The organism is Novosphingobium sp. (genome assembly GCF_040398825.1).
Classification (GTDB): Bacteria; Pseudomonadota; Alphaproteobacteria; order Sphingomonadales; family Sphingomonadaceae; genus Novosphingobium.
Genome location: NZ_JBBATI010000018.1, coordinates 46,334 through 72,455 on the forward strand (window position 1 = coordinate 46,334; position 26,122 = coordinate 72,455).

General features: G+C 63.9%; 28 protein-coding genes. 17 read left to right on the forward strand and 11 right to left on the reverse strand.

Translation table 11 applies throughout. From position 1 onward, the window contains the following. Positions 1 to 130 precede the first annotated feature (130 nt). Positions 131 to 1,078: a tRNA (adenosine(37)-N6)-dimethylallyltransferase MiaA gene (miaA, locus tag ABWP89_RS10540; RefSeq protein ID WP_353229133.1), complete on the reverse strand. Its 948-nt coding sequence runs from the start codon at positions 1,076 to 1,078 to the stop codon at positions 131 to 133. A gap of 52 nt (positions 1,079 to 1,130) precedes the next feature. Here miaA and serB point away from each other — a divergent pair, with 52 nt between their 5' ends. After that, positions 1,131 to 1,967, forward strand: coding sequence for a phosphoserine phosphatase SerB (gene serB / locus ABWP89_RS10545; protein WP_353229135.1), 837 nt, complete (start codon positions 1,131 to 1,133; stop codon positions 1,965 to 1,967). A 72-nt stretch (positions 1,968 to 2,039) separates the two neighbouring features. Then, complete coding sequence (locus ABWP89_RS10550) at positions 2,040 to 2,873, forward strand: Coq4 family protein (protein ID WP_353229136.1); 834 nt, start codon at positions 2,040 to 2,042, stop codon at positions 2,871 to 2,873. Positions 2,874 to 3,001: 128 nt separating this feature from the next. Here the strand turns inward: ABWP89_RS10550 and purL are convergent, their stop codons facing one another. The 3 genes from purL to ABWP89_RS10565 are packed head-to-tail and all read right to left on the reverse strand — an operon-like array spanning position 3,002 to position 6,308. Then, the gene (gene purL / locus ABWP89_RS10555; protein ID WP_353229138.1) at positions 3,002 to 5,203 is read right to left on the reverse strand and encodes a phosphoribosylformylglycinamidine synthase subunit PurL; all 2,202 of its coding nucleotides are present in this window, start codon (positions 5,201 to 5,203) and stop codon (positions 3,002 to 3,004) included. A gap of 46 nt (positions 5,204 to 5,249) precedes the next feature. Further along, on the reverse strand, positions 5,250 to 5,906 hold the full coding sequence (locus ABWP89_RS10560) for a hypothetical protein (protein WP_353229139.1): 657 nt from the start codon (positions 5,904 to 5,906) through the stop codon (positions 5,250 to 5,252). A gap of 6 nt (positions 5,907 to 5,912) precedes the next feature. Then, a complete protein-coding gene (locus tag ABWP89_RS10565; protein ID WP_353229141.1) occupies positions 5,913 to 6,308 on the reverse strand; it encodes a DUF2177 family protein in 396 nt (131 codons plus the stop codon). A gap of 236 nt (positions 6,309 to 6,544) precedes the next feature. Between ABWP89_RS10565 and ABWP89_RS10570 the strand changes: the two genes are divergently transcribed. The 5 genes from ABWP89_RS10570 (at position 6,545) to queA (ending at position 10,347) form a co-directional block, all read left to right on the forward strand. Continuing rightward, on the forward strand, positions 6,545 to 6,799 hold the full coding sequence (locus ABWP89_RS10570; RefSeq protein WP_353229142.1) for an exodeoxyribonuclease VII small subunit: 255 nt from the start codon (positions 6,545 to 6,547) through the stop codon (positions 6,797 to 6,799). Positions 6,800 to 6,804: 5 nt separating this feature from the next. Then, entirely contained in the window at positions 6,805 to 7,725 is a 921-nt protein-coding gene (locus ABWP89_RS10575; protein WP_353229144.1) for a polyprenyl synthetase family protein, read from the forward strand. Positions 7,726 to 7,781: 56 nt separating this feature from the next. Further along, on the forward strand, positions 7,782 to 8,315 hold the full coding sequence (coaD, locus tag ABWP89_RS10580; protein ID WP_353229145.1) for a pantetheine-phosphate adenylyltransferase: 534 nt from the start codon (positions 7,782 to 7,784) through the stop codon (positions 8,313 to 8,315). A 248-nt stretch (positions 8,316 to 8,563) separates the two neighbouring features. Further along, on the forward strand, positions 8,564 to 9,286 hold the full coding sequence (locus ABWP89_RS10585; RefSeq protein WP_353229146.1) for a peptidylprolyl isomerase: 723 nt from the start codon (positions 8,564 to 8,566) through the stop codon (positions 9,284 to 9,286). Between the two features lie 26 nt (positions 9,287 to 9,312). Further along, entirely contained in the window at positions 9,313 to 10,347 is a 1,035-nt protein-coding gene (gene queA / locus ABWP89_RS10590; protein ID WP_353229147.1) for a tRNA preQ1(34) S-adenosylmethionine ribosyltransferase-isomerase QueA, read from the forward strand. Here the strand turns inward: queA and ABWP89_RS10595 are convergent. After that, complete coding sequence (locus tag ABWP89_RS10595) at positions 10,344 to 11,027, reverse strand: glutathione S-transferase (RefSeq protein WP_353229148.1); 684 nt, start codon at positions 11,025 to 11,027, stop codon at positions 10,344 to 10,346. The two genes, queA and ABWP89_RS10595, sit on opposite strands and share 4 nt — an antisense overlap. 124 nt (positions 11,028 to 11,151) lie before the next feature. Between ABWP89_RS10595 and ABWP89_RS10600 the strand changes: the two genes are divergently transcribed. Continuing rightward, a complete protein-coding gene (locus ABWP89_RS10600) occupies positions 11,152 to 12,393 on the forward strand; it encodes a polyhydroxyalkanoate depolymerase (protein ID WP_353229149.1) in 1,242 nt (413 codons plus the stop codon). A 174-nt stretch (positions 12,394 to 12,567) separates the two neighbouring features. Here the strand turns inward: ABWP89_RS10600 and ABWP89_RS10605 are convergent, their stop codons facing one another. Continuing rightward, the gene (locus tag ABWP89_RS10605) at positions 12,568 to 13,353 is read right to left on the reverse strand and encodes a TSUP family transporter (RefSeq protein ID WP_353229150.1); all 786 of its coding nucleotides are present in this window, start codon (positions 13,351 to 13,353) and stop codon (positions 12,568 to 12,570) included. Positions 13,354 to 13,417: 64 nt separating this feature from the next. Here ABWP89_RS10605 and tgt point away from each other — a divergent pair, with 64 nt between their 5' ends. Then, a complete protein-coding gene (gene tgt, locus ABWP89_RS10610; RefSeq protein WP_353229151.1) occupies positions 13,418 to 14,542 on the forward strand; it encodes a tRNA guanosine(34) transglycosylase Tgt in 1,125 nt (374 codons plus the stop codon). A gap of 12 nt (positions 14,543 to 14,554) precedes the next feature. Here the strand turns inward: tgt and ABWP89_RS10615 are convergent, their stop codons facing one another. Then, positions 14,555 to 15,523 (reverse strand): PhzF family phenazine biosynthesis protein, encoded by a 969-nt coding sequence (locus tag ABWP89_RS10615; RefSeq protein ID WP_353229152.1) that lies wholly within the window; start codon positions 15,521 to 15,523, stop codon positions 14,555 to 14,557. A 95-nt stretch (positions 15,524 to 15,618) separates the two neighbouring features. Beyond that, positions 15,619 to 16,635, reverse strand: coding sequence for a potassium channel family protein (locus ABWP89_RS10620; protein ID WP_353229153.1), 1,017 nt, complete (start codon positions 16,633 to 16,635; stop codon positions 15,619 to 15,621). Between ABWP89_RS10620 and ABWP89_RS10625 the strand changes: the two genes are divergently transcribed. Beyond that, positions 16,619 to 16,888: a hypothetical protein gene (locus tag ABWP89_RS10625; RefSeq protein ID WP_353229154.1), complete on the forward strand. Its 270-nt coding sequence runs from the start codon at positions 16,619 to 16,621 to the stop codon at positions 16,886 to 16,888. The genes ABWP89_RS10620 and ABWP89_RS10625 overlap by 17 nt on opposite strands. On the opposite strand, the gene infC is transcribed toward ABWP89_RS10625, so the two are convergent. Both infC and pdeM read right to left on the reverse strand, forming a co-directional pair. Beyond that, positions 16,877 to 17,398 carry a translation initiation factor IF-3 gene (gene infC / locus ABWP89_RS10630; protein ID WP_353229184.1) on the reverse strand — a complete coding sequence of 174 codons (522 nt, stop codon included), beginning with the start codon at positions 17,396 to 17,398 and terminating at the stop codon, positions 16,877 to 16,879. The two genes, ABWP89_RS10625 and infC, sit on opposite strands and share 12 nt — an antisense overlap. Before the next feature lie 226 nt (positions 17,399 to 17,624). Next, positions 17,625 to 18,371, reverse strand: coding sequence for a ligase-associated DNA damage response endonuclease PdeM (gene pdeM / locus ABWP89_RS10635; protein ID WP_353229156.1), 747 nt, complete (start codon positions 18,369 to 18,371; stop codon positions 17,625 to 17,627). Between the two features lie 62 nt (positions 18,372 to 18,433). On the opposite strand from pdeM, the gene hemF reads away from it, so the two are divergent. From hemF to ABWP89_RS10665, 6 genes are all read left to right on the forward strand, one after another. Next, a complete protein-coding gene (gene hemF / locus ABWP89_RS10640) occupies positions 18,434 to 19,327 on the forward strand; it encodes an oxygen-dependent coproporphyrinogen oxidase (RefSeq protein ID WP_353229158.1) in 894 nt (297 codons plus the stop codon). 203 nt (positions 19,328 to 19,530) lie between these two features. Next, positions 19,531 to 19,710 carry a hypothetical protein gene (locus ABWP89_RS10645; RefSeq protein ID WP_353229160.1) on the forward strand — a complete coding sequence of 60 codons (180 nt, stop codon included), beginning with the start codon at positions 19,531 to 19,533 and terminating at the stop codon, positions 19,708 to 19,710. A 185-nt stretch (positions 19,711 to 19,895) separates the two neighbouring features. After that, positions 19,896 to 20,468 carry a MarR family transcriptional regulator gene (locus ABWP89_RS10650; protein WP_353229162.1) on the forward strand — a complete coding sequence of 191 codons (573 nt, stop codon included), beginning with the start codon at positions 19,896 to 19,898 and terminating at the stop codon, positions 20,466 to 20,468. Positions 20,469 to 20,551: 83 nt separating this feature from the next. Beyond that, on the forward strand, positions 20,552 to 21,214 hold the full coding sequence (locus ABWP89_RS10655; protein WP_353229164.1) for a GNAT family N-acetyltransferase: 663 nt from the start codon (positions 20,552 to 20,554) through the stop codon (positions 21,212 to 21,214). 320 nt (positions 21,215 to 21,534) lie between these two features. Further along, entirely contained in the window at positions 21,535 to 21,699 is a 165-nt protein-coding gene (locus ABWP89_RS10660) for a hypothetical protein (protein ID WP_353229166.1), read from the forward strand. 232 nt (positions 21,700 to 21,931) lie between these two features. Then, positions 21,932 to 22,447, forward strand: a complete 516-nt coding sequence (locus tag ABWP89_RS10665; RefSeq protein ID WP_353229167.1) for a MarR family transcriptional regulator — start codon at positions 21,932 to 21,934, stop codon at positions 22,445 to 22,447. 35 nt (positions 22,448 to 22,482) lie between these two features. Here the strand turns inward: ABWP89_RS10665 and ABWP89_RS10670 are convergent, their stop codons facing one another. Further along, the gene (locus ABWP89_RS10670; protein WP_353229168.1) at positions 22,483 to 23,751 is read right to left on the reverse strand and encodes a glycosyltransferase family 87 protein; all 1,269 of its coding nucleotides are present in this window, start codon (positions 23,749 to 23,751) and stop codon (positions 22,483 to 22,485) included. A gap of 143 nt (positions 23,752 to 23,894) precedes the next feature. Between ABWP89_RS10670 and ABWP89_RS10675 the strand changes: the two genes are divergently transcribed. Next, on the forward strand, positions 23,895 to 25,985 hold the full coding sequence (locus ABWP89_RS10675; protein WP_353229170.1) for a RelA/SpoT family protein: 2,091 nt from the start codon (positions 23,895 to 23,897) through the stop codon (positions 25,983 to 25,985). Positions 25,986 to 26,122 lie beyond the last annotated feature (137 nt).

The window sequence follows — 26,122 nt, forward strand, 5'->3', positions numbered from 1 at the left end:
GGTGAAAAACAGCAAAAAACCCCGGTGATCCGCCGGGGTGACGGTCAAAACAATGGCGCAGATGCACGACGCAAGGTCGCCATCGGCACGCTGCGGCCTGCTATGTGATACAAATGATCATGTCAACCCGCTATAATTGAAACAATGCTGCTAAATTGGCATTTTCAGCGTAATTTTCATGCGTAAGCCGGGGCCATTGCGCGGGCGGCTGATGGCGCAGCCAGGTGTATTGGCGCTTGGCATAGTTGCGCGTGGCCTGCTGCCCGGCGGCGATGGCAGTGGCGGCATCGCATTCGCCGGCCAGAAACGCCGCCGCATCGCGCACGCCGATCGCGCGCATCACCGGCAGATCAGGGTCCAGCCCGCGCGCCAGCAGCGCGCGCACCTCATCGATCGCGCCGGCATGCCACATCGCGGCGAAACGCTGGTCGCAGCGTTGGTACAGCCAGTCGCGATCGGGCATCAGCACCACGGCAGACAGCGCTATGCGGTCGGCAATGCCGCCTTCGCGCTGCGCCTGCCACACGGTGATCGGCGTGCCGGTCGATCGCACCACCTCCAGCGCGCGGGCAATGCGGGTGGCATCGGCGGGGGCGAGTGCGGCGGCGCGTGCGCGATCTTCGCGGCGCAGTGCGGCATAGGCCTGGGCCACCGGCATGGCGCGCACCGCTGCGCGGACGTCTGGGTCAATCGGCGGGATCGGCGCGATGCCATCCAGCAGCGTGCGGATATAAAGGCCAGTACCGCCGACCAGGATCGGCAGCGCATCGGCCGCATGCGCGGCATCGATGGCATCGCGCGCCGCCGCGGCCCAATCGGCGGCCGAACAGGCCTGCGCACCGTCCCAGCCGCCAAACAGCCGGTGCGGCACCCCGCGCATCTCGTCCGGACCGGGCCGCGCGCTCAGCACCGCCAGGTCGGCATAGACTTGCGCGCTGTCGGCGTTGATGACTACCGCGCGCGGCACGGATTGCGCCAGACGCACGGCAAGATCGCTCTTGCCGCTGGCGGTTGGCCCTGCGATGAGCGCGACACGCGGCCTTTGCCCATCATGATTTGAGGATATATCGGTGTTCATTGCCCGGCTGATAGCAGACCCTGACACACTTGGAGACCGGCTTGCGGTCGTCATGGACAAAATAGAGGACACCGGCGCCGAGGTGCTGGGGGCAGGGATGCTGGACAGCAATCCCGACGTGCTGGAACTCGAAATCGTCGACGGCGATGCCCCGGTCGATGCCGAAGCGGTGCGGCGCGTGATCGATGCGCATTTTGGCGATGCCGACATGCTGCTGGCGGCCGGGCCGATCGATTGGCCGCGCCTGTTTGTGTCGGACATGGATTCGACCATGATCGGCCAGGAATGCATTGATGAACTGGCCGATTTTGCCGGGCTGAAGGACCGTATCGCCGCGATTACCGAACGCGCGATGCGGGGCGAGCTGGATTTCGCCGCCGCGCTGCACGAACGCGTGGCGCTGCTGGCCGGATTGTCTGAATCCGCGATTGCCGATTGCCTGGATCAGCGGATCAGGCCCACGGCGGGCGCGGCGACGCTGGTGCGCACGCTGAAAGCGCTGGGCGCGCATACCGTGCTGGTCACCGGCGGGTTTCATGCCTTTGCCGATACCGTCGGCGCGGCGCTGGGGTTTGACCGGGTGGTGGCCAACCATTTGGGCGTGGCCGGCGGCGTGCTGACCGGCGTGGTGACGGGCGACATCGTTGACAACACGGTCAAACGCGCGGTGCTGATCGATGAAGCCGCGCGGATCGGGGAGGGAACGGTCAGCCTGGCCGCAGGCGATGGTGCCAATGATATTCCGATGATTCGCGCGGCCACCCACGGTATCGCCTTTCGCGCCAAGCCGACCGCCCGCGCGGCGGCCCACGGCCGCGTGGATCGCGGGGATTTGACCGCGATTTTGGACCTTTACGGAATTTCGCGCGACCACTGGGTCACGGATTGACGAATTATTTACATCAATGTTAGTATCGCGTCACGATCAATCGGACTGCGACCAACCAGGGTGTTATCGGCCATGAATGCGATCCCGTTTGCCATCCAGGCAGAACTGCCGCTGTATGATGAAAACCGCCCGGTGCTGCGCACGCGCCCGGCCAAGGCGTACCGCCATTTTCGCCAGCTGTTGAAGGACAAGGAACGCACCGAAGAAGTGTTCCGCATTTTTGAAGCGCTGCCCTGGAACGGGATGCGCAATGCCGGGCTGCGCTTCCTGACCAGCGAACGCGGGCGGGCAATCGTGGCGCGCGAACCGTACCTGCCGGCGGTGCTCGACGATCATGCCGCGCTGCGCCGCATGCCGGCCGGTTCGCTGGCGCATGCCTATTGCGATTTCATGGAGCGTGAAGGGCTGACCGCGCAGGGTCTGGTCGATGAATTTGCGCTGTTTGCCAAGGACAAGCCAAAGTTTCACGACCAGTTCGACTGGTATCTGAACCGCGCGCGCGATGTCCACGATATGCTCCACGTGCTGACCGGCTATGGCCGCGATTCGCTGGGGGAGGCGTGCGTGCTGGCGTTTACTTACAGCCAGCAGCCCAGCCCGGCGCACTTGTTCATTGGCTATCTGGCCGCGCTGAACATGAAAAAGACCGTGAAGAGCAGCGCGCCGGTGCTGCGCGCGGTGCGCGAAGGCCAGCGGCTGGGCAAGGCTTGCCCGCGCCTGCTGGAACAATCGATCACCGAACTGCTGCCGCTGCCGATTGATGAAGTGCGTCGCCGGCTGAACATCACCCCCGCGCAAAACTACCATGCCGCGCATGCCGAATGGCGCCGCATCGGCGTAAACCCCTATGACCTGCTGGGCAAAGCGCCGATCGTGCGCGACCACGCGCTGGCGCAGGCGGCCTGAACAAAAGCCCAACTGAAAAAGCCCTCCCCCTCAGGGGGAGGGTCGGGTGGGGGTGTCCTGCGCTGATGTGACGCGCTGCAAATCCGGCGTCGGACACCCCTCCCCTGAAGGGAAGGGCTTTAAGAGTGTCAGCCTTCCATCCATTCCGCAAAAAACGCGGCATTGCGCGCGTTCAAATCCGCCACCGTCACCGCAAAACCGTTGCCGCGCACCGCAGTGCCGCCGGTCGTCCCGATCCGCCGCGCAGCAACACCCGGCGCTGACAGGTCGGCATCGACCGGCGTGGTCACCAGGTAACGGCTCTGGTCTTCGCCAAACGCTGCCGCCGTATCCAGCGCGCCATCGATCGTGCAGCCGATGCCGCTGGCCATCGCCATTTCGGCAAGCGCCACCAACAGCCCGCCATCGGCAATGTCGTGCACCGCGCTGACGCGGGCGTCGGCGATAAGTTCGCGCACGAATTCGCCATTGCGGCGTTCCTGCGCCAGATCAACTGGCGGCGGCGCGCCGGCCTCCGCCCCCAGAATTTCGCGGACGTACAGCGACTGGCCAAGATGCCCGCCCGCCTCCGGCCCGCCGATCAGCCAGATTGCCTCGCCCGCGGCCTTGAACCGGATTGTCGCCATCGTGGCGTGATCGAGCATGAGGCCCACCCCGCCGATCGCCGGGGTGGGCAGGATCGCGCTGCCACCGCCGGTCGCCCTGGATTCGTTGTACAGCGACACATTGCCCGACACGATCGGATAATCGAGCGCGCGGCAGGCATCGCCCATGCCGTTCAGCGCTTCAACGATCTGCGCCATGATTTCGGGGCGCTGCGGATTGGCAAAGTTCAGGCAATTGGTGATCGCCAGCGGGGTTGCGCCCACCGCGCACAGATTGCGCCAGGTTTCGGCCACCGCCTGCTTGCCGCCTTCATACGGGTCGGCATAGCAATAGCGCGGGGTGCAATCGGTGGTCATCGCCAGCGCCTTGTCGCTGCCGTGGATACGCACTACCGCCGCGTCGCCGCCCGATTTCTGCAAGGTATCGGCGCCGACCTGGCTGTCATACTGTTCCCAGATCCAGCGCCGGCTGGCCAGATCGGGGCATCCGATCAGCGTCAGCAGGTCAGCACCCGGATCGCTGCTGGCGGGAACGTCGCCCAGCGCCGTCACGGCTGCCCAGGTTTTGTAATCGGCCAATGAAAGATGCGGACGATCGTACAGCGGCGCTTCATCGGCGAGCGGATCAAGCGGAATGTCGCAGACCACAGCGCCGTTCCATTCCAGCACCATGTGGCCGGTGTCGGTCACTTCGCCGATCACCGCAAAATCCAGTTCCCACTTGCTGAAAATCGCCTCCGCCATGGCTTCCTTGCCGGGTTTCAGCACCATCAGCATGCGCTCCTGGCTTTCCGACAGCATCATTTCATAGGGGGTCATGCCGGTTTCACGACACGGCACCATGTTCATGTTCAGCCTGATGCCGGCGCCGCCCTTGCTGGCCATTTCGACCGAGCTTGACGTCAGTCCGGCCGCGCCCATGTCCTGGATGGCGACGATCGCATCGGTCGCCATCAGTTCCAGGCACGCCTCGATCAGCAGCTTTTCGGTGAACGGGTCGCCCACTTGCACGGTCGGGCGCTTTTCATCGCTGTGGTCATCAAAATCGGCGCTGGCCATGGTCGCGCCATGAATGCCGTCACGCCCGGTTTTCGACCCGACATAGACGATCGGATTGCCAAGGCCGGTGGCGGCCGAATAGAAAATCTTGTCGGTGTCAGCCACCCCCACGGTCATCGCGTTGACCAGGATGTTGCCGTCATAGGCCGTGTGGAAATTGGTTTCGCCGCCGACCGTTGGCACGCCCACGCAATTGCCATACCCGCCGATGCCGGCCACCACGCCCTGCACCAGATGCTTCATCTTCGGGTGATCAGGCCGGCCAAACCGCAACGCATTCAGGTTGGCCACCGGCCGCGCGCCCATCGTGAACACATCGCGCAAAATGCCGCCAACCCCGGTCGCCGCGCCCTGATAGGGTTCGATGTAACTGGGGTGGTTGTGGCTTTCCATCTTGAAGATCGCCGCCTGGCCATCGCCGATGTCGATCACCCCGGCGTTTTCGCCCGGGCCACAGATCACCCAGGGCGCCGTGGTCGGCAGCTTTTTCAGATGCAGCCGGCTGGATTTGTAAGAGCAATGTTCCGACCACATCACCGAAAATATGCCCAGCTCCACCAGATTGGGTTCGCGCCCCAGCGCGTGCAGCACGCGGGCATATTCCTCATCGGTAAACCCGTGGGCGGCGACGGTCTCGGCGGAGATTGTGCTGGTTTGTGCGGTCATGGCACTGGCCCTAGAACATCACGAGGCAAAGTTGCACCCGGTTTTTTTACACTTTTGCCTGTCGCGATAGGCCGACCAGCGCCCCGGTCACGATCACCGCGGCATAGGCAAACAGAGCCAGTTCCTGCTGGCCGATTTCCAGTTGCGTGGTGCGCGCGCCAAACCAGTCGATCGCCTGAAAGATCAGCAATTCCGCAACCAGCAGCACCAGGACGAGCCTGGCCCAGCGCGCAACCGGCCGGGTGCGCCCCAGATAAAATGCCAGCGACCCGAATGTTATCGCCAGTTCGATCGGCTTTTCAAGGACCGGGACGTTCCACAAACCCAACCCCAGCAGTGGCAGTCCACCCGCCAGCGTCAGATCGGGCCGGTGCACCAGCAGGTCCAGCAGCCAGTGCGACACCACCAGCGCGGCGATCATCACCGCCATTGCACGGTTGTGCCAGACCGCCAGCGCAACCAGCGCCAGCGCCAGCCCCCAGCACGACGCGCCCAGCAGACTGTGGGTGTAGGGCATGTCATACAGATCGAGCCAGTTGGTGGCGGTGGCCTGCGGGGTCAGCCGGTAGTGTTCGATGCCCACCATCGCAAAGCTGAAAAACGCCACATCGATCAGCTGCGTGGCGAACAGGCCCAGCCCCAGCGGCGGGCCGTTGCGCGTGCCCGATGCCACAAATGCCGGCGCGTAGTGCCCGATGAACATGGCGTATCAGCCGAATTTGCGCACCGCGGCGGTGGCCACACTGGCCGCCAGCGCGGTGGCAAAGCTGCCCCAGGCGATGTCGGTCACGGTCAGCCACACCGGCCAGCGCGCCAGGGTCGCCTGGTTGGTCAGGTCATAGGTGGCATAGCACAGCCCGCCCAGCAGCGCGGCGTTCATCGCGGCCGTGCCGACACCATCGGCCACGCCCGGGCGCACCGCAAACCATACCATCCCGGCCAGATAGAACAGATAGAACACCAGCGCCGGGCCGGCGCGGAAATCGGGCGCCAGCAGATCGCCCAGCGCCGGGCGATAGACGCGCGACCCGGCCCAGCCCAGCCAGCATGCGTCCAACGCGCCAAACACCAGCGCCGCCACGCCATATCCGATCAGCCATTTCATCGCTTTGGTCTCCCTTTGTCGCTGCGGACCCGCAATTTTCTGTGAGTCTGTTGCGAATGTCGCAGCCAAGCGGCTTTGTACCACCCAGCGCCCCGCACCCCCGTCCCATCCGCCCGGTTAAGGTACCCTGTGGGCGGATGGGACGGGGGTGCGGGGCGGTGGGTGGTACTTTCGCAACAGACTCTGTGGTCACGGGCTTGACCGTACCAGCGCGGGGCGTCAATTGTCCTTGTGTGATGACCAGCCAACCCGATATCGCCGCGCTATCGTTCGAAGACGCGCTCAAAGCCCTCGAAGACGTCGTGCGGCGGCTGGAAAGCGGGGAGGCGCCGCTGGACGAATCGATCGCGCTTTATACCCGGGGCGATGCCCTGCGCGCGCATTGCCAGACCCGGCTGGACGCGGCGCAGGCGCGGATTGAGGCAGTGGTTGCCGACCGCGATGGCCGGGCGACGGGCACGCGGCCGTTTGATACAGTTTCGGAAGGGTAATCGCGATGGCCATCAATGACGTGCCGCTCGATTATCCCGATACCCTGCTGGGCGACGCGTTGACACGCATCGCCAAAGAGGTCGATGCCTGTTTCGATACCGTGCTGCCGGTGCCGGGGGATGCGCGCGACCGCCTGTTCCTGGCGATGCGCTATGCCACCATCGGTGGGGGCAAGCGGCTGCGCCCGTTGCTGGTGACGGCAGTGGCAACGATGTTTGGTGTCGATCGCAGCGTGGCGGTACGCGTCGGCACTGCGATCGAGGCGATCCACGTCTATTCGCTGATCCATGATGATCTGCCGTGCATGGACAACGACGATCTGCGTCATGGCAAACCCACGCTGCATATCGCCTTTGACGAAGCGACCGCGGTGCTGGCGGGCGATTCCCTGCACGCGCTGGCGTTTGAAATCCTGTCCGACCCGGCGCTGATCGGCGATCCGTTCACGCGTATCGAACTGGTGCGCACGCTGGCGCTGGCCAGCGGTGCGCTGGGCATGGCCGGCGGGCAGATGATGGACATGGTGGCCGAAACCACCGCGTTTGACCTGGCCACGGTATCGCGCCTGCAACAGCTGAAAACCGGCGCATTGCTGGGCGCGGCGGTGGAAATGGGCGCGATCCTGGGCAAATTGCCGGCAGAGGGGCGCGCACTGCTGCGTGGCTATGCCCGCGATATCGGGCTGGCGTTCCAGATTGTCGACGATCTGCTGGATGCCGAAGGTGATGAGGCCGCGGCGGGCAAGGCGCTGCGCAAGGATGCCGAGGCGGGCAAGCAGACGTTTGTGTCGCTGTTGGGCGCCGAACGTGCGCGCAAACAGGCGCACATGCTGGTCGATCAGGCGGTCCAGTATCTGGGTTCGCACGGTGAAGAGGCGGAATTGCTGCGCGCGATCGCCCGTTTCATTGTTGATCGCGACCGGTAGGGCGACCGGACATCTGCGCCGCATACCAAAAAAGTGGCGATGGGGGGAACAGGGATATGGGCGATCACGTCGGCGATTTTCGGGAACGGATCGGGGTCTATCCGGGCACGTTTGACCCGGTTACGCGCGGTCACCGCGATATCATCCGGCGCGGGGCAAAGCTGGTGGACCGGTTGATCATCGGGGTGACCACCAACATGTCTAAAAACCCGATGTTCACCCCCGAAGAACGCATCGCGATGGTGCGGCGCGATGTCGTCGAACAGGGCCTGACCAATGTCGAAGTGACCGGGTTCAACGCGCTGCTGATGAAATTTGCCGAACATCAGGGCGCCAGCGTGATCGTGCGCGGCCTGCGCGCGGTGGCCGATTTCGAATACGAATACCAGATGGCAGGGATGAACCAGCAGCTGAACAACCGCATCGAAACGGTGTTCCTGATGGCCGATGTCAGCCTGCAACCGATCGCATCGAAACTGGTGAAGGAAATCGCGATGTTCGGCGGCGACATCACCCAGTTCGTTTCGGAATCGGTGCGGGATGAGGTGGTGGCGCGGGTCCGGTCGCAGGGGCAGCTGGGGGATTATTGAACAATCTTTTGTTTTTTTAGTCGGCACCGGCCCGCTCCCCCACCCGACCGCCCATAGGTTACTATCGTTGGGCGGTCGGCTCCTCAGCGAAAACGTCCCCCGGACGTTTTCGTGATTTTCGTCGCGGGGAGCGGGCCGGTGCCGACTCCAAAATTCGCTTTTTCGCGAATTTTGGCAAAGAAATGTTCATTGCAGGCTAAGGCTGGCTCGCCTATCCGCAGGGCTTGTTTTCGATGGGATGGTTGTTGATGCGATTTCGCGTGCTTGCCTCTTTCGCGCTTGGCGCCGCGTTGCTTGCCCCAATGTCTGCGACGCCGGCAATGGCGCAGGCAAAGGAATCGACCAAGGCCGATATCAAACCGTTCAAGGTTGATCGCGTGGTATCGTCCGCCGCGATCAATTATCTGATCGACGCCGATGAAACCCACGATCCCGAAAACGTGCTGATCCTTTATCTCTCCAACGGCGGCCGCGTGGCGATCCGGCTGGTGCCACAGTGGGCGCCGCACCATATCGAACGTATCAAGACGCTGACTCGGCAGGGTTTTTACGATGGCGTAATTTTTCACCGGGTGATCGATGGCTTCATGGCGCAGACCGGTGACCCGACCGGGACCGGGCAGGGCGGGTCAAAACTGCCCGATCTTGATGCGGAATTCAACGATGTGCCGCACGGCCGCGGTACGGTGTCGATGGCGCGCACCGATGAACCCAATTCGGCCAACAGCCAGTTCTTCATCGTGTTCTATCCCAAATCGGCGCTCGATCGCAAATACACCAATTTCGGCCGCGTGATGACCGGCATGGGCGAAGTGGACCGCATCGTGCGCGGCGAACCGCCCGCGCACCCCACCCGCATCATCCAGGCCTCGATCGCCGCCGATCACAAACCCGCACTGGTGATCGCGCCCGAATCCGCCGCCCCGCGCACGATCACCGCCGACATGCTCAACCATTCGGTCGCGCAATAACCGGCGCAAGCCGACGGCACTGACCCATGCGCGTTGACCTGTTCGATTTCGTTCTGCCGCCCGAACGGATCGCGCTGCGCCCGGCGCGGCCGCGCGATGCCGCGCGAATGCTGCATGTGCCGGGGTCCGGCGCGTTTGGCGACCACACCGTGCGCGACCTGCCGCACCTGCTGCGCGCCGGCGATGTGCTGGTGTTCAACGATACCCGCGTGATTCCGGCGCAACTCGAAGGGCACCGGGGCGACGCCAAAATCGGCGTTACCCTGCACAAACGCGTCGATCTGCGCCGCTGGCAGGCGTTCGTGCGCAATGCCAAGCGCCTGCGCACCGGCGAAACGATCGAATTCGCCGCCGGCGTCAGCGCGATGGCCGAAACCCGCCATGCCGACGGCAGTTTTACCCTGGCGTTCGCCGGCGACGAACCGGTGGAGGTGCTGCTGGAACGCGCCGGGCGCATGCCACTGCCGCCCTATATCGCCGGCAAACGCCCGACCGATGAGGCGGATCGCGCCGATTACCAGACGATGTTTGCCGCGCGCGACGGCGCGGTGGCGGCGCCCACCGCCGCGTTGCACTTCACGCCGGAACTGATGACCACGCTGGCCGATTCGGGCATCGCACACGAAACGCTCACCCTGCATGTCGGCGCTGGTACGTTCCTGCCGGTCAAGGCCGATGACACCGCCGACCACGCCATGCACGCCGAATGGGGCCGGATCGAAGCCGATGTGGCGGAGCGGTTGAACGCTGCACGCGCGCGCGGCGGGCGCGTGATCGCGGTCGGCACCACCAGCCTGCGCCTGCTGGAAAGCGCCACCGGCGATGATCGCGTAATCCGCGCATTTGCCGGCGACACGTCGATCTTCATCACGCCCGGGTACACATTTTGCGCCATCGACGGCCTGATGACCAATTTCCACCTGCCGAAGTCAACGCTGTTCATGCTGGTGTCGGCACTGATGGGGCTTGAGCGGATGCAGGCGGTTTACGCCCATGCTATCGCCGATGAATACCGGTTCTACAGCTATGGCGATGCCAGCCTGCTGATCCCTGCGCCTTAGAATTCCACGTCCAGCTCCTCGAAATCCTCAACCTCGGCCTCCGCGCCGGCCTGCCACACGCGCATCGGTTCCCAGGCGGCGATGGTGTCGCAATAGGCGTCGCTGGGCGCGCTCAGCTTTACCGCATAAGTGCGGAACCGGGTGGTGACGGGGGCATACATGGCATCGGCGATGGTCGGTTTTGCCCCGAACAGGTATGGCCCGCCATAGGTGGCCAGGCATTCCTGCCAGATCGCCTCGATCCGTTCGATATCGGGCCGCGCGCCTGAAAAAACGGGAAACTTGTCGTGCCGCATTTTCAGGTTCATCGGCAGCGCGGACCGCAGATTGGTGAACCCGGAATGGATTTCGCCGGCGATCGACCGGCAATGCGCCCGCGCCAGGCGATCATCGGGCAGCATGTGCGCTGCAGGGTACAGCTCGTTCAGGTATTCGGCGATGGCCAGCGTATCCCACACGCTGGCGCCTTCGTGGGTCAGCCGCGGTACCAGCACCGACGGGCTGAGCAGCAGCAGTTCTGCGCTGTCGCTGGCGCTGCGTTCGACGCGGCGTTCCTCCACATCCAGCCCGGCCAGCTGGCACAGCAACCACCCGCGCAGTGACCAGGCGGAATAGGTCTTGCTGGAAATGGTCAGGATCGCGCGTGATCTGACGATCGTGACTGCCCGTTTGCCTGCCATCGTGGGTTTCCTGTGCTGGACTGTGCCCGCAGGTAATCATGTCATGATACGCTTGCCAAGCGCATTGATGCAGCGCAGCATAAAGGGAACAAGCCATGGTGGCGGTGTGATTCATCGCAGGCCTATGCCGTTTGCAAAAGGAACCCGCGTGTACGCAGCGTTTCAGGCGTTTACCGATCTGATGGAGCCATCGCGGCGCATGGCCCGCGGACTGCTGGCGATGCGCGACCGCCTGTGGCCCGATGCCGATCGTAACGATTGGGTGCGGCGGTTTCATGCCCTGGCCGACAGCTATGCGCTGGCCAGCGTGATCAGCACGCGCCCGCCGTTCGCCATCAAGGCGGTGCCGGTGGGCAACCAGATGGTGCCGGTGCGCGAATCAGTCGCCCTGTCGCTGCCATTTGGCGATCTGCTGCATTTCGCCAAGGATGGCATCGACACGCCACAGCCGGCAATGCTGGTGGTGGCGCCGCTGTCGGGCCATTATGCCACGTTGCTGCGCCATACGATCGAGGTACTGCTGCGCGATCACGACGTCTATGTAACCGACTGGCGCCATGCGCGTGAAGTGCCGCTGTCCGACGGGGCGTTCGGGCTGGAGGATTATACCGACTATATCATTGCGTTTCTGCGGCATCTTGGCCCGCAAAGCCATCTGTTCGCGGTGTGCCAGCCGTGCGTTCCCGCGCTGGCGGCAGTGGCGGTAATGGCGGGTGAACGCGACCCGTGCCAGCCGCGCACGATGACGCTCATGGGCGGGCCGATCGACGTGCGAGAGGCGCCGACCGTGGTCAACGAACTGGCCGCATCGCATTCGCTGGCCTGGTTTGAAGCCAACCTGATTTCACGCGTGCCGGCGCGCTATCCCGGCGCTGGCCGGCGGGTCTATCCCGGGTTCATGCAATTGAACGCGTTCATGTCGATGAACCTGCCGCGCCATCTGGAACAGTTCCGCCGGTTCTATCAGGCGTTGGCCGATGAACGCCATGGCGATGCGGACAAGATCCGCGATTTCTATATCGAATATTTCTCGGTGCTTGATCTTACGGCAGAATTCTATCTGGAAACCATCGACCAGGTGTTTCAGCGCGCGTCGCTGGCGCGCGGCGAACTGGTCCATCGTGGCAAGCCTGTCGATTGCAGCACGATCCGCCGCACCGCGCTGCTGACGGTTGAGGGCGAACGCGACGACATCTGCGGGGTGGGCCAGACCGCGGCGGCGCATTTGCTGTGCACCAGCCTGCGCCCCCATCTGAAACGCCACCACCTGCAACCGGGCGTCGGCCATTATGGCGTGTTTTCCGGATCGAAATGGGAAACCCAGATCTATCCGCAAGTGCGCAACCTGGTCCTGGCGATGAGCTAGAGTGTTGCCGTGTGATTGAGCCGACTTAAGCCCCGCCCCTCAGGGGAGGGGTTGGGGAGGGGTGTCCAGCGCCCGCATTGTCGCGCGCCATCGCCGCGTCGGACACCCCTACCCAACCCTTCCCCTGAGGGGAAGGGCTCAACATGCGCGCGTTTCGCGACGCGTCAAACCACCCTATGCCGCAAACCAGCCCCAGATCAGCTTGGCCGTCAATGCCAGGCTGACCGTTACTAGCAGCGGCCGGATCACCGCCGCGCCGTGGCGGGTGGCCAGCCGGCTGCCGATCAGCGCGCCGGTCATCGCGCCCACGCCCATGGTCAGCCCCAGCAGCCACAGCACATGGCCGCCCGCCGCAAACACCAGCAGGCTGCCCAGATTGCTGGCGACGTTCAGCAGCTTGGTCAGGCCCATGGCGCGGGTCAGGCCCATCCCGCGCAGCGATACCAGGCTGGCGGCATAGAACTGCCCCGCGCCCGGCCCGAAAAAGCCGTCGTAAAACCCGATCGCGCCCGCCACCGGGGCATAGCCGCGCGCGCTCAACCGCGGCGGCGCGTCGCGGTCATCCATTCGCCGCGACCGCACGGTATAAATCGCCACGCCGATCAGCAGCAGCGGCACGATCAGCCCCAGCACATGCGCATCGATCCGTGCGATCAGCGCCGCGCCGGCCACCGATCCACCCAGGCTGAGCATGGCCAGCGGCAGCCCGCGCCGGAACGACAGCATGCCAGCCCGATGAAACCGCGCGGTCGCCACGCTGGTGCCCAAAATCGATTGCAGCTTGTTGGTGCCCAGCACCAGGTGCAGCGGCAGCCCGGTGGCGATCAGCGTGGGCATCATGATCAGCCCGCCACCACCGGCAATCGCATCGACCGTGCCGGTCACCACCGCCACCCCGGTCAGCACGGCAAACACCAGCGGGCTGACGGCGACGGGTTCGAGCAGGGCGATCAAGGTCATTTGCAGCCCATGGCAATCGCGCCTAAAGGCCGCAATCCCTGATTTTTACAGACAGCATTGTTTCATGACCCGTTTTGCCTTTCACATCCACGCCACCGATGGCCGCGCACGCACCGGCGTAATCCATATGCAGCGCGGGCAGATCCGCACGCCCGCGTTCATGCCGGTCGGCACCGCCGCCACGGTCAAGGCGATGAAGATGGACGATGTGCGCGCCAGCGGCGCCGACATTATCCTGGGCAACACCTATCACCTGATGTTGCGCCCCGGCGCCGAACGCATGGCGCGTTTGGGGGGCCTGCACAAATTTGGCGGATGGGACCGCCCGATTCTGACCGACAGCGGCGGCTATCAGGTGATGAGCCTGGCGTCCTTGCGCAAGATTACCGAAGATGGCGTGACCTTTGCCAGCCATCTCGATGGATCACGGCATATGCTCAGCCCCGAACGATCGATGGAAATTCAGCGATTGCTGGGTTCCGACATCGTCATGGCGTTCGACGAATGCCCCAAGATTGACCAGCCGCGCGATGTGATTGCGCGGTCGATGGAAATGTCGATGCGCTGGGCCCGCCGCAGCCGCGACGGGTTTGACGCCGGCGGCGACCACGCCGAACGATCGGCGCTGTTCGGCATCCAGCAGGGCGGGCTGGATGAACGCCTGCGCGCCGAAAGCGCCGGCGCGCTGACCGCGATCGGCTTTGACGGCTATGCCATCGGTGGCCTGGCCGTGGGCGAAGGGCAGGAAGCGATGTTCGCCACGCTCGATTTCGCCCCCGGCCAATTGCCCGCAACCGCCCCGCGCTATCTGATGGGCGTGGGCAAGCCCGACGATCTGGTCGGCGCGGTCGAACGCGGCGTCGATATGTTCGATTGCGTGCTGCCCACCCGATCCGGCCGCAACGGCCAGGGCTTCACCTGGGCCGGCCCGGTCAACTTGCGCAACGCCCGCCATGCCGATGACAGCGATCCACTCGACCCCCGCTGCCCGTGCCCGGTCTGCACCCGCTACAGCCGCGCCTATCTCCACCACCTGCACCGCGCCGGCGAAATGCTGGGCGCGATGCTGCTGACCGAACACAACCTGTGGTTTTACCAGCAATTGATGGCGGGGATGCGCGCGGCGATTGCGGAGGGGCGGTTCGCCGGGTTTGCGGCGCAGTTTCGGCGGGATTATCTGCGGTCATAAGCCCAAGTGGCGTCAGAACACCACCGACCCCGTGATCCGGTCGGTCACATCGCCACCGATCCACAGGCCATCGGCGTCCTGGTCCACATGGATGCGGCCACTGCGGCCCAGCACGGTGCCCTGGCTGACCAGGTAGTGGTCGGGGGCCATGTGCGCGCCGATCAGCCAGCGGGCGACGGCGGCGTTGAAGCTGCCGGTGACGGGGTCTTCCGATCCGGTCAGCGTCTGATCGAACACCCGCACTTCAAAATCGGGCTGGCCGGGCGCGGGGCGGGGGGCATAGGGCGCGATCAGGCCAACGCCATCGGTCGCCATGGTCGCCCAATCAGGTTTGAGCGCCAGCAGGCGGTCGCGGCTGGTGATCATCAGCGCGATCACCTCCAGCCCGCCATCGAGCAGGCGCGCTGCGGTCACTTCGCCCTGGGCCAGGCCCAGACCCCGGCACAGGCGGTCGAGCACGGCGGGCTCGACAGGCAGCGATTTGCGCAACGGCGGCGCCTCAAACGCCAGTCGTCCAGAGGCATGGCGCAGGCGCACCAGCCCGACGCCGCATTCCTGCACGATATGCGCACCCTTTGGCTTTCCGCCGGCTGACAGCCAGACGTGGCAGCTGCCCAGCGTTGGATGGCCGGCGAATGGCAGTTCGGTGCCTTGTGAAAAGATGCGCAAGTGATAATCGGCCTCGGGCCGGGTCGGGCGCAGCAGGAACGTTGTTTCGCTCAGGTTGGTCCATTTGGAAAACAGCGCCATTTCCGCATCGCTCAAACCATCGGCGGCGATGACCACGGCCAGCGGATTGCCCCGGTAGGCCTGCGGCGAAAACACATCGACCTGGGCAAAGGCAAAGCGTTTGTGCCCGCCGCGGATCGCCCGGCGCACCGTGGCGCCCGTCACCACGGCCGGCATCAGCGCCGCCAGCCCGAACCCCGCGATCAGGCTGCGGCGGGCCAATCCCGTGGGTGATCGCGTGAATTGGTCCATGGCAATATGCGTCCTTGTCGCGTCAGTGCGGCGGGGGGTATCGACCTTTCGGGCCGCCCGCAACGCGCCGTTTCATCGCATCGCCGGGCCGTGCCCTAGCCAATAAACATCCGTCCGTGCCGCTTGCGCGGGGCCGGGGCGTTGAAGATTGCGCCGGCCGACAGGCGGCTGCCGCGCACCACAAGCAGGATCAGGTCGCCCGGTTCGATCCGCACGTCTTCACCAGGGTGCTGGATCGATTGGTCATTGGTGCGGTCGATCTGCACGATAAAGAACGCGCCATTGCCCTGGCGTTCGGCTTCGCCCACCGTCAGCCCTGTCAGCGCGCCACCGGCGCCCGCCGTTACCACTTCAAGATCCAGCCCGAAGTTGTTGAGATTGCTTTTGATCGTGCCGACTTCGCGAATGTCGCCCAGCATGCTTTCGGTGGCGGGAAACAGGATCAGTTCGGTGATCCGTTCGGCGCCGATGTGGGTGGGCAGCACCACTTTGTCGGCCCCGGCATGGAACAGCTTGTTTTCGGTGGAGGGCGCTTCTCCGCGTGCGATGATCTGGATCGCCGGGGCCAGATTGCGCGCCGACAGCGTGATGAACACGTTGGCGGCATCGTCGGGCAACACGCAGGCGAGCACCCGCGCGCGCGTCACCCCGGCCTGTTTCAGCGTTTCTTCCTGCGTCGCTTCGCCGATCAGGATCAGGTATCCGGCGGCGCGCGCCTCTTCGGCCTTGGCAGGATCGCGCTCGATGATCAAAAACGGATGGCGTGCCTCGGTCAGCGCCTTGGCCAGCTGCACCCCGATCCGGCCATAGCCGCAGACGATGGCGTGCGCGTCCAGCTGTTCGATTTCGCTTTGCATGCGGTCCAATCCCAAAAGGCGGCGGAACTGATAGAGGTTGAACACCTGGATCAGCGCGCCGGTCAGCACGATCATGCCGGTGCATCCCAGCACGATGGTCATCGTCGTCCACAGCCGCAGGAACAGCGTATCGACCGGGCGCACTTCGCCATAGCCGACCGAATAGACCGTGGTCAGCACCATGAACGCCGCATCGCCCAGCGACCAGCCCGCCGCGACATAGCCGATGGTGGAAACGATGAAGATCGTCGCCATCGCCACCAAAGTTCCGGACAACAGTTTCAGCGGCGATGCGAGCAACCCGCCCGTATCGTGTTGCGGCCCGATTATCGGCCGGTTGAAAGATGTCTGGTCTGCCATGGTTCCGGGGCAAAGCTGTGGCGCATGGGTGCCCGGTTTGTCCAGCCAATGCGGTGCCCGCGCCGGGGCTGATACGCAAAAGGGCGCGGGTTTTACACCGCGCCCTGTTGGGTTGAATTGCGTCGCAGACCTGCAATTACTTGGGTGACAGCACCATCAGCATCTGCCGGCCTTCCATGCGCGGAAATGCCTCGACCTTGGCCACTTCGGCAACATCGTCCTGCACCTTGCGCAGCAGGTTCATCCCCAGCTGTTGGTGCGACAGTTCACGACCGCGAAAGCGCAGGGTGATCTTCACCTTGTCGCCGTCTTCGATGAAGCGATGGACGTTCTTCATCTTGGTATCGTAATCGTGGTCATCGATGTTGGGACGCATCTTGATCTCTTTGATCTCCTGCGTCTTTTGGCTCTTGCGGGCGAGGTTGGCCTTTTTTTGCGCTTCGTAGCGGAACTTGCCAACGTCCAGGAATTTGCACACCGGCGGGTCGGCGTTGGGCGACACCTCAACCAGGTCAAGGCCGACTTCGGCCGCCTGATCAATCGCTTCGCGGGTGTACATGACACCCAGGTTTTCGCCGTTCTCGTCGATCACGCGCACTTTGGGCACGTTGATCATCTGGTTAAAGCGGGGCCCGCTCTTGACGGGGGGCGCCATCATGCGCCGGGGAGGGGGAGCTATTTTCGGTTCTCCTGTGGTTGTTGCCGAATAGTGTGTCGTCGAAAGTGTCGAGGTCGTCAAAAGCGCATCGTCGCCGGATCAGGTGATCGGGCGGCACGGACTTCGTCGGCGTGCTCATAACACATCGCGCCAACAGTTAAAGGGCCAAGCGTGCGCAAATGCTGCGGCAATTGCCGTCCCAACCGCTCTCAGCGCGTCCGAACGCTCAGGCAGCGGTGCGCCACAGCGCAAACCGCGCCACTTTGCCCGCCGCCGGCACCAGCGCATCGGCCCTGCGCGCCGGATCAAGCGCGGCGCGAATCGCCGGCGAATGTGCGTCCAGCCCACCCGTCAGCGCGCCGAACGCGGGCAGCACCATGCGGCTTTCGCTGGCGACCACGCAGGCGCGGGTGATCGTGCGGCCGCGCTGCACCACGCGCAGGCGCGGGTGAAAATGGCCCGACAGTTCGGGGCGGGTTTCGCCTGGCCGGGCCTCATGCCGCAGGATCACCCCGGCGATGCAGGTTTCGTCCAGATGCGTGCCGGGCACGGTGGCCGAGGCGGACGCTTTGCCCGCTGTATCATGCGCGGCGGGCGGTCCGCCCGCGGTGTCGTGATTCCCGGTGATCCACACCCAGTCGGTCGCGCGGGTCAGCGCCGCCAGCATGCCCGCCGCATGCGGGTCCAGCCGGCCGGGGCCGGCCGCATCGTGAAAATTGTCGCCCAGGCAAAACACCCGCCGCGCGCCTGTCACCCGCAGCGTGACCGCCAGCCGTTCCAGCGTTTCGCGGCTGTCATAGGGGGGCAACATCTGGCCATGCGTGGCGAAATAGCTGGCCTTTTCCAGATGCAGATCGGCCACCAGCAGCGCGCGTTCTTCGGCCCAGTACAACGCGCGGGCGGTATCGGGCCCGGTGCCCAGGCCAAACTCCTGCGCCTGAAACGCAAACGGTGCGAACGAAACGTGAACCATCGCTTTCCCTTGCCGGATGCGAAACCTCTTGGCAAGTCATGCCAAACCACACGAGGGATGGCATGACTGAATCGACCGTGACCGAGGCCAACGCCGGCCAATGGACCCAATCCACCATCCAGGCGCGCGCCTGGTTTGAAAGCCTGCGCACGCGCATCTGCAACGAATTTGAAGCGATCGAGCGTGAGGCCGGCAGCGATGCCAGCTTTACCTTTACGCCGTGGAATCGCGAACATGCGGGCGAACCGGTGGAAAACGGCGGTGGCGGTGTGCAGGGGCTGATGAAGGGCAAAGTGTTTGAAAAGGTTGGCGTGAACGTGTCGACCGTGGGCGGCGCATTCAGCCCCGAATTCGCCGCGTCGATCAATGGCGCCGATCCCGAAAACCCCGGCTTTACTGCCACCGGGATCAGCCTGGTCGCGCACATGGCCAATCCGCACGTGCCCGCCGTGCACATGAACACGCGGTTTTTGACGACGCGAAAAGCGTGGTTTGGCGGCGGGGGCGATCTCAATCCGCCGATTCCCTATGATGAGGATACCGCCGATTTCCACGCCGCGTTTCGGGCGGCGTGCGATGCGCACGAGCCCGGCGATTACGACCGGTTCAAGGCCTGGGCCGATGACTATTTCTTTATCCCCCATCGCGGCGTGCATCGCGGTGTCGGCGGGATTTTCTATGACCACCTGGAATGTGGCGATGCCACGTCATTTGATGCCAATTTCGCGTTCACCCGCGCGGTGGGTGAGGCTTTTCTGGATGTCTATCCGCGCCTGGTGCGCCGCCGCATGGGGATGGCATGGACGCCACAGGACAAACACCAGCAACTGGTGTGGCGCGGGCGCTATGCCGAATTCAACCTGGTCTACGACCGCGGCACGCTGTTCGGGCTGAAAACCGGGGGGAATATCGATGCCATCCTGATGAGCCTGCCGCCAGAGGCGGTGTGGGCCTGACCGGTTGATCTTCTGGCCGTCTTGCGGTCAAACCGGGGGTGCGGGCCCCCGTGTTGCCTTTCCATGGACGCGCCGCGGCGGTTGTGTCCGCTGCATGAAAAGACGGTCTCATTTCATGGACTCCTGTGGTATTCGTACATGTGCGTATGCTGGAATTACCGCAGGACGTTCGCGGGTGTTGGTATTCGCCAAGGGACGACCGCATGCCGAAACCAACCAAACCGGATCATAGTGCGGTGTTGAACCACGCCGTGGATACGCTTGAACAGGTGATCGACAGCCTTCAGGATTTCGACGAATTGCTTATAATCGCGCATCTTCAGACTGCGTTGGACGCGCTGCGCGTGCGCCAGATCACGCAACCACAAAGCAACCAAAGTTGATCTATCTCCGCTAACTTTCGGTTGCATTGCTTGGTGAATATGCAATTTACCTTAGCAATAATAGAGACTTGCGCAGCGATGGTTAATGATCGGGCAGCAATCGACTGATTGCGATGTGGTTGCAATCGAGTCGGTCAACAGCCTTGTCATGATCCGCGCGCCAGTCCTGCTGGAGGGATTGCGGTATGACTTTGCTCTCTGCCAATTTGCTGCGGAACCGCGCGCGACAGCTGATCACCAATGCCAATGGCATGCTGGGGGTGGCGCGCGATCTTGAACGGATGGCTGCCGAGCTGGAGCATGGCCCATCGAACAGCCTGTCGACCAGTACGACGCTTGCAAAGTCCGGCAGTATGCCGTCCCGGCCAGGTGGTGCATCCACCGATGACCACCCCTATTTCATCGATCTGGCGCGGCGGGCCTATGGCGATCGGCGTCGCCGCGACCGCCTGTTTCAGTCGGGGCTGTTTGGTGAACCGGCGTGGGATATCCTGCTCGACTTGTTCATCAGCGCCAAACAATGCAAACGCGTATCGGTGACCAGCGCCTGTATCGGCGCCGCCGTGCCAAGTACCACCGCGTTGCGCTGGCTGGCTGTGCTTGAACAGCAGGGGCATATTGTGCGCGAAGATGATCCGGCAGACGCACGCCGCGCGTTTCTGCAGCTGAGTGCCGAAACCTATGCCATGATGCTCGATTATTTTGCGCCCGATGCCGCCAATTGCGGTGAACAGTTTGCTATGGCCGCAAATGGCTAATTCCGGCGATTGAGCGTTGTGATTGCGATTGGCGGGTGTGCCGGTGCTTGGTTGTCGCGATACCCTGCGCTAAAGCCGGCGGCATGGCCATAACGCACAACTCCGCCACAGCGCCGCTGGTTCATGGATTTCACGCCGTCGCGCCGGGGGATCTGGCTGCGGTGGTGACCGCGCTCGAAATGCACGAACCGCCCGCATTTCTGCGCCGTCTGGCGGTCGAGCCCGATGTGCCGTTGCAATTGGTGCGGTGGCACGATTGCGCGCCCGATCGCTATCGTCTGCTGTACCAGCGGATCGGCGCGCCGTGGCTGTGGTGGTCGCGGCTGGCGTTGGATGATGCGGCGCTGGCGGCGATCCTGCACGATCCGTTGGTTGAACTCTATGCGGTGGTTGACCGGGCGCGGGTTGAGATCGGTATCCTGGAGCTCGATTTTCGCACGCCGGCCGCGTGTGAGATCGCGTTTTTCGGGTTTGTGCCAAAGGCCACCGGGCAGGGTTTTGGCAAATGGCTGATGCGGCGGGCGCTGCAACGCGCGTGGGCCGGGCCTGCAGTTGCGGGTGACCAGGCCACCACCACGCGGGTGTGGGTGCATACCTGCACGCTGGATGATCCGCGCGCGGTGGCGTTTTATCGTGGGCAGGGCTTCGTGCCGACCGCGCGCTTTGTCGAGGTGTTTTGCGATCCGCGCAGCATCGGGCTGTTGCCGGCCGACATGGGGGCGTTGCACCCGCTGATCGTCGATTGACCGCGGTCACAATGCGCAGGAACCGGCGGTTAACCATCAGACCGCACGGCGTTCAAGGTTACTTTTGTGCCGCGCCGATACACGTTTTAATCACGTCTGGCACAATCGATTGCTATCCGACATAGCGCTGCCGCGTGCAGACTGATTCGCGGGGTGCACTGCCCCGACGCGAATTCGGCGACCCTTGCCGAAAGCGATAGGTGCGCAGAATGGTGCAGGGTTTGCGCCATCGGCATCCCTGTCGGCTGGCGATGGTGGAAATACGATGCCCGTACCTGTGCACCCAGGGTGCAGGGGACAGGCCCACAAGGAATGACACGATGACTGAATTGTCCATCATGGACCGAAACGGATTGCGCCGTGACGCCTGCAAACAGATTGAAGCGTTGATCGAAGGTCTGCTGAAACACGACGAATTGCTGGCGGTTGCCCATTTGCAGGCCGCGCTGGATGAACTGCGGGCGCAACTGGTGCGCGCAGCCTGAAACAACCGAACCCGATCCAACTGCTGATCTGATCTGGTTGCCAAATTACCCCTATCGGTAAATCTACTAAGCACTTGCTAAATAGACATGAAGGCAGGGTGCTGCAGTGTCTGTCGCAGGTATCGCTAATGTTGCGGAGTCCCTTCGCGACGCGGTGCCATGACACTGTGGCAACACCAGGCCGGGCAGCAAGGTGCAGAGGGGAATCGGTTTGACATCGAATGATGCTGCCATGCTGCGTTCGCGCGCGCGCAATCTGATTGCCGCGGCGAATGAAATGCTGGGGATTGCGCGTGATCTGGAACGGATGGCCGCCGAAAATGACGGCGGTGCGGCCGGTCCGCGGCTGGTCGTTGCCGGCCATGCCCCGCCCGACGATCATCCCTATTATCTTGATCTGGCGCGGCGGGCCTATGCCGATCGCCGCCGCCGCGACAAGATGTTCCTGACCGAACTGTTTGGTGAACCGGCGTGGGATATCCTGCTCGATCTGTTTATCAGCGCCAAGCAGGGCAAGCGGGTATCGGTATCCAGCGCGTGCATCGGTGCGGCGGTGCCGACCACCACCGCGCTGCGCTGGCTGGCCGTGCTTGAATCGCGCGGGCATATCGTGCGTGAGGATGATCCGGCCGATGCGCGCCGCGCCTTTCTGCATCTCAGCGCCGAAACGTATTCGCGGATGATCGATTTTTTCGCCGCAGACCATCAATCCGGCATGGACCGCACGGCGATCGCCGCCAACGGCTGACGCTTTACGCCGCTACGCCGCACGTTGCGCGCGGGTCAGCGCGCGGGGCGCGGCAACACCGCGGGCGCGGCACCGGGCATAACCTGGGGCGCCCGCAACCGCGTGGCGATCATCGCCACCAGCGCCACCCCTGCCAGCGGCAGCAGATTGGCATGCAGCGGCAGTGCCGCCGCGCGCGTTGCCAGCGGCGCCAGCCACAGCGCGATCACCGCCGGTTTTTCCCACGCACGCCAGCCCGCTTCGCGCGCCATGGTCACCAGCCACAGCACCGGCTGCACCCAGTAAGCCAGGTCATAGCTGAACAGATAGGGCGATGCCACGGTGGTTGCTGCCAACATCAGCGCGCCGGTGCCGGCATTCGTTCCATGCTGCCGGGTTTGGCGCCACACCAGTGACGCGGAGGCCACGGTGATCACCGCCTGCCCGGCCAGCGCCACGTGCGGGTTGATCGTGGTGCGCAGCAGCGCATAGGGTGTGGCCATACGCAAAAACAACTGCCCGGCACCCTGCGTCAGCAGCATTGCGGTCACGTGAAAGCTGTGTGGATAGGCCAGCCAGGTGGCCGGACCGAACACCGCCAGCGACACCAGGCAAAACGCCACCGCCGACAGCACCATCGCGCCCAGTGTGTGCCATCGCCGCCCGGCGATCAGCCACAGCGGTACCAGCAGCGCCAGGTGCGGTTTGATGACCAGCGCGCCGAACAGCACGCCGGCCAGCACATCGGCATGCCGGCCGGCGCTGCCCGTCTGGCGCCGCGCCATCAGCGTGACCCCCGCCACCAGCAGGGCGCCGGTAACCAACCCGTTTTGCGCATGATACGCCGCCAGAAAGGCCGCCGGGCACGCCAGAATCATCAGCGGCTCACCAGGGCACAGCCGCCGGCACACCGCAAACCACAGGGCCCAGCCGGTGATCACCCATACCAGCCAGGCGGCCGGATAGGGCATCAGCCCCAGTGGCGCGGCCAGCAACAAATAGGGCGGCGGATTGACAAAGGGGACCATCACCCCGGTGTGGGCGGGCGCCTGGGCCGCGCGCTCGGCCGCCAGATTGAACGCATCCCATGGCATCCCGGCCATCACCAGCCGGCCCGCACCCCAGAACGCCTGGAAATCGCTGCCGACCCGGCCGGTCGCCTCGGCAAAGAAATGCGCGCACATCGGCACATAGGCGATCAGCATGAACAGCGATACCGCGCGCACGCGGTCACGATCGGGCCAGCGATTGGTGCGCAAGCACAGCCGCGACCGTACCCACCAATCGACCACCCGGTCACCCGGCCTGGTTGACAACCCGTTCATGGATACGTTCCATAGCGTTGAAACAATTTCCAAATCGTAATTACCCGGCTTGCGGCGGTTTGGGCCCGATCCATTGCGGATGCAAAAAAGTTCCCGCTTTTTCCTTGCCCTGCGGGCATGCCTGCCCCCATCGTGGCCGGACCATGTTGCGCCAGTACGAACTTGTCGAACGCGTGCTTGCCTATGCTCCCGATGCGGACGAGGCGATGCTCAACCGCGCCTATGTCTATACCGTGCAGAAACACGGCAGCCAGAAACGCGCCAGCGGTGACCCGTATTTTTCGCACCCGGTCGAAGTGGCGGGCCTGATGACCGAGCTGAAGCTGGATCAGGAAACCATCATGACCGCGCTGTTGCACGACACGGTCGAAGATACGCTGGCCACCACCGCGGAAATCGAGCGGCTGTTTGGCGCCAATGTCGCGCGCATGGTCGATGGCGTGACCAAGCTTTCCAAAATCGAAACGATGACGGAAAACGAACGTGCGGCCGAAAATCTGCGCAAATTCCTGCTGGCGATGAGCGAAGATCTGCGCGTGTTGCTGGTCAAACTGGCCGACCGGCTGCACAACATGCGCACGCTGCATTTCATCCGCAGTGCCGACAAACGCCGGCGCATCGCGCGCGAAACCATGGAAATCTATGCCCCGCTGGCACAGCGCGTGGGCATGTACGAATATATGCGCGAAATGCAGATGCTGGCGTTTCAGCAACTGGAACCCGATGCCTATGCCACCATCACCGGCCGGCTGGATGCCATTCGCGCTGCGGGCGAAGGCCAGGTCGATGCGATCGCGCTGCAGATCAAACAGTCGCTGGCCGAAGCGGACCTGCGGGTGGAGGTCGCGGGGCGCGAAAAGCACCCCTATTCGATCTGGAAAAAGATGGCCGAGCGCCATGTCAGCTTTGAACAGATATCCGACATCATGGCGTTTCGCGTGCTGACCGAAACCGATGAGGATTGTTATGCCGCACTGGGCGTATTGCACCGCACCTGGCAGATGATCCCCGGCCGGTTCAAGGATTACATCTCAACGCCCAAGATCAACGGGTACAAAAGCCTGCATTCATCGCTGATCTACAACAATGCGATGCGGGTGGAGGTGCAGATCAAGACGCGCGACATGCACCGCACCAACGAATTCGGCCTGGCCGCGCACTGGGCGTACAAACAGGGCGGGGAACGGCCCGACGGGCAGGTCGGCTGGTTGCGCGACCTGGTCGAAATCCTCGATTCCAGCAACGATCCCGAAGAACTGCTCGAAAACACGCGCATGGCGATGTACCAGGATCGCCTGTTCGCGTTCACGCCAAAGGGCGCGCTGTTTCAGCTGCCGAAGGGTGCGACGCCGATCGATTTTGCCTTTGCCGTGCACACCAACCTGGGCGCAGCTGCCGTCGGCGCCAAGATCAACGGGCGGCACGTGCCGCTGCGCACCCCGCTGGCCAATGGTGACGTGGTCGAAATCATCCGCAGCCGCACATCCGAACCGCAACTGTCGTGGCTGTCGTTCGCGGTCACCGGCAAGGCGCGCGCCGCCATCCGCCGCGCGGTGCGGCAAAAGGAACGCGCCGACATCGCCGCCATCGGCCGCAAGCTATACGAAGAAATCGTCGAGCGCCTGCCGACCAAGATCGGCAAAAAGGCGCTGACCGAGGCGTTGCGCCGGCTGAAATTCAACAGCGAGGATGAAATGCTGGTCGCCATCGGACAGGCGCGGATCACCGACCGCCAGGTGATGGAGGCGCTGGTACCGGGCAGCGCGGCGCAAGTACCCGAAGAAGACTGGCCCCGCCAGCAACGCGCGATTGCCGTGCGCGGGCTCAGCCCCGGTGCCGCATTCAAACTCGCGCCGTGCTGCCACCCGGTGCCGGGCGACCGCATCGTCGGCCTGCGCCGGGCGGGCATGGGGGTCGAAGTGCATTCGATCGATTGCCTGGCGCTGGCCGACGGCGTCGATGCCGACTGGATCGATCTGTCGTGGGATGCCAGCACCGACGGCGCGATCGGGCGCATCAGGGCCGAATTGTACAACCGCCCCGGCACGCTGGCGGAAATGGCGGGTATTTTCGGCAGGAACCACGCCAACGTGGTCAACCTGGAAATGACCCAGCGCGAAAACCCGTTCCATACTTACGTGGTCGATCTGGAAGTGCGCGACCTGGCCCACCTGACCCGCATCCTCAGCGCCCTGCGCGCCAGCGACGCGGTGGCGCAGGCCGACCGGATTTGATCATGTTACGCAAATCGCTGCGTCTCGCGGGCGGGGTATCCTCCATTCCGCGCCACACTTGCGATACATAGTCGCGTTGGAACGTCGGCTGCGGTCAACCGGGAGGTTACCGAATATGGCGCCCGAACGCATACCTG